The sequence below is a fragment of the Trichocoleus sp. FACHB-6 genome (genome assembly GCF_014695815.1).
Taxonomy (GTDB): domain Bacteria; phylum Cyanobacteriota; class Cyanobacteriia; order Cyanobacteriales; family FACHB-T130; genus Funiculus; species Funiculus sociatus.
This window is the reverse complement of record NZ_JACJOY010000043.1, coordinates 1-2,923: the sequence shown is the minus strand read 5'-3', so window position 1 is coordinate 2,923 and position 2,923 is coordinate 1. Positions and strand designations below refer to the sequence as shown.

General features: G+C 43.6%; 3 protein-coding genes. 1 reads left to right on the top strand and 2 read right to left on the bottom strand.

The genetic code is table 11. The annotated features are described in order from the left end of the window. Nucleotides 1-198: 198 nt before the first annotated feature. Together H6F66_RS08410 and H6F66_RS08405 are read right to left on the bottom strand one after the other, a co-directional pair. On the bottom strand, nt 199-696 hold the full coding sequence (locus tag H6F66_RS08410) for an SRPBCC family protein (RefSeq protein ID WP_190420168.1): 498 nt from the start codon (nt 694-696) through the stop codon (nt 199-201). A gap of 136 nt (nt 697-832) precedes the next feature. Continuing rightward, on the bottom strand, nt 833-1,318 hold the full coding sequence (locus H6F66_RS08405) for a hypothetical protein (RefSeq protein WP_190420166.1): 486 nt from the start codon (nt 1,316-1,318) through the stop codon (nt 833-835). 155 nt (nt 1,319-1,473) lie between these two features. Here H6F66_RS08405 and H6F66_RS08400 point away from each other — a divergent pair, with 155 nt between their 5' ends. Then, nucleotides 1,474-2,070, top strand: coding sequence for a TetR/AcrR family transcriptional regulator (locus H6F66_RS08400; RefSeq protein ID WP_190420164.1), 597 nt, complete (start codon nt 1,474-1,476; stop codon nt 2,068-2,070). Nucleotides 2,071-2,923: the final 853 nt, after the last annotated feature.

Below are 2,923 nucleotides of genomic sequence, written 5' to 3'. Positions count from 1 at the left end.
TTATGAGTTATTGCCAGAAACATCGGAGACTTTTATTTATCTGGCAATGATCCGTATCATGGTCAGGCGGTTGGCATAATATTTAACCCCTCACCACTTTTCAAACATCCTCTTAGCCCAAAACCCCTAATGTAAAAGATTTGAAAGGGTTTTGGATTAACGACACTAATGTATTAATAGCGACAAATAATTTGTTATCTAACAAGATAGTTCGCAACAATCACGTTCCTCAACGGCTCTCTTGAGATTCTCAAGACAAATTCTTTGAGCTGTTTGAAACGGACGCTTCACAACTGTGAGAAAGAAAAGATAAGCAAGCAGATGTTGCATCTTAAATTCAAACGTCCAGGTGATGTGTGTACCTCGATTGGTGGCATTGTATAACCACTTACCAGAAGCAGAATGAACTAGCCATGCAAAGGGAGGCTGGAATCCTCGAATCAATTTGTAGGCTTGAACGCTGGGGCGTTGTAGTGTGGTGATGATTTCTGCAATCGCAGAACCATCGCTATTGTTCACAATCCTCATACTACCCTCGTGAAGCGGTAGCTCATCGGTTGTGCTTGCACTCAAAATGGCAGGAATTGATTGGTAGCCTGTGAACAATATTGGCAAGTTTTGACAATCAATTGAATAATCAAACACTCGCTCAACATCCGCACTAATTGTGATTTGTACACTGGTTTGGATGTTCATCTAGTTACATCCCTTAATAAAGGAGGCTTCAATTCTACTAGCTAGCATTAGTTAGAAAGTGTGGAAACAAAGTTGATTTCCTGCGTTTGAAAAGTGTAGGAAATCAACCTTGCAACTAGTGATCGCTGCCTCACTACTACCTGCGGGCATCCGCCATCCCTAACTGACTGTTCAATTCTTTCAACTGCTGTGGACTGAAGACATTGAGATACTTTGGCGCGATCGCGGGAGTCAGCAGTTCCAGCATCAAGCGGTTCTCAATCCAGAATTCGACGACATCAAATAAGCCATCCCGATTCGCCGCAAACACTCGCCATCCTTCCCGTTCACCAATTCGCTCGATTTCCTCTAAACTGATGGGAACTGAGATAGCCGCATGGATAGAGCTATATTGAGAAGATTGTTCATTGAGCTGAAATCCTGCCTGACCTTCCCAGGCATTCGGAATCAGTTCAGTTCCCGTTGGGTAAAGCTCAATCATTGTGCCAAATTCATCTCCTGCTAGCGCCACATAACTCCCAGGATTGGGCGGAAAGGGAATTACATTACCCTGCATGATTTCTGCCAAAACTTCGGCTACGTGGTGAGGATTGTTAACGCCGAGCGAAATGTGATGAAGCATCGAAATCTCCTTTAGAATGGATGGCGAACTAGACTGTACGGTTCGATTAATACCAGACTAGGCTGTACGGTTTGATCGTGTCTTACTTCAATCGGGTCATCCAATCGGGTGATTTTTTGGGCTAGACTGTACGGTTCGATAAGTAGGACAAAGCAATGTCTAGAGGAGCAAAGCAAACCGCTAAAGCCGAGCAAATCTTGCAAGGTGCCATGCAGGAGTTCTTGCAGCATGGCTACACGGCTACCAGCATGGCTCGGATTGCAGCAACGGCAGGTGTATCGAAGGAAACACTCTACAGCTATTTTGAGAGTAAGGAGAAGCTGTTTGCGGCGATTGTCGAGCGCACTGCACAACAGCATTTTCAAGAAGTATTTGCTTCTGAACCCCTGCCTGCCAATCCTGCTGAACAGCTGCGCCTACTCGCTCCTAAAAGCCTATTTCCGGAAAACCTCGACCCCAGGCGAATGAACTTCTACCGCTTGATTGTGGGGGAGTCTGGACGCTTCCCTCATCTAGCCGAGTTGTACGTGGAGCAGTTTGAGAAGCCGAACCTGGAAATTTTTACTGGATATTTGCAAGAAGCAACACAGCTTCGTAGTTCAGATCCAGAGGCGGTGGTATGGATTATTCAAGGGATGCTGCTTTATTACTATTTGGTGATGGAGACTTTGCACGGTAAAAATGTGATGAGCATGACACTTGATCGCATTGTGGAAGCCATGATTGAATTGCTTTTTAGCAATCGCAAATAGCAGTCCAGTTCCCTTAATCCTTCAGGTTGAATGCAACTGCTCCAAGTAACAGTACTGTCAGATAACAAATTATTTGTCGCTATTAATACATTAGTGTTGTTAATCCAAAACCTTTTCAAATCTTTTACATTAGGGGTTTTAGGCTAAGTAACACTTAGGTATAGATTCCTCTTTAAAGCCATAATTGTCCTAACTCCAACTTTTCTTCATCCAAATATATCTAGGCTTTGGCAGTGATAGAAACGCTCAACGACAACAATTTATTAAGAGGACAAATAATCTGTTATTCGACGCTTCATCACCATATAAAGGTTGATTGGAGGGTGCGCCTCTCTTTAGCCGTTTTACATAAAGATGTTTGGTGGTGAAATTTACATCTTTCCATTGCAAGTTAATTGCTTCTCCAACTCTTAAGCCATGACGGTACATTAAGAGCAGGAGCATAGAATCTCGGTGTGGATAACGCCCAATTTTCTTCGCAGCCGCTATTAATCGCTCCATCTCATGCGGAGTTAAATAATCTCGTTCATTATTCGGTTTCGCTTCCTTAATCGGCGGCTTGGGTTAGGTTCTCATAACAACTCCACCTAAAACAGTGTTTGGACAGGTCAATCCAGCAACCCTGGAACTCTAATGAATCCGTTAACCGCTGGCACTGACTCCACCTAAAATAGTCCTTTTCAGCGGAGTCCAAACCATTCATTCTGGCATAATTAATGCAGTAATTGAGCAATGCAGTAATATGTCCGTCATCTCTTTCGTTAATGAGAAAGGGGGCAGCACAAAATCAACGTCTGCTCTGCATTTCGCACACTGGCTGGCTACCAAACAAAAGAAAAAAATACAGGTGGTT

Excerpts from the sequence above, each read along its gene's own strand:
- H6F66_RS08410 (WP_190420168.1), bottom strand. The coding sequence starts at position 696 with ATGAACATCCAAACCAGTGTACAAATCACAATTAGTGCGGATGTTGAG.
- H6F66_RS08405 (WP_190420166.1), bottom strand. The coding sequence starts at position 1,318 with ATGCTTCATCACATTTCGCTCGGCGTTAACAATCCTCACCACGTAGCC.
- H6F66_RS08400 (WP_190420164.1), top strand. The coding sequence starts at position 1,474 with ATGTCTAGAGGAGCAAAGCAAACCGCTAAAGCCGAGCAAATCTTGCAA.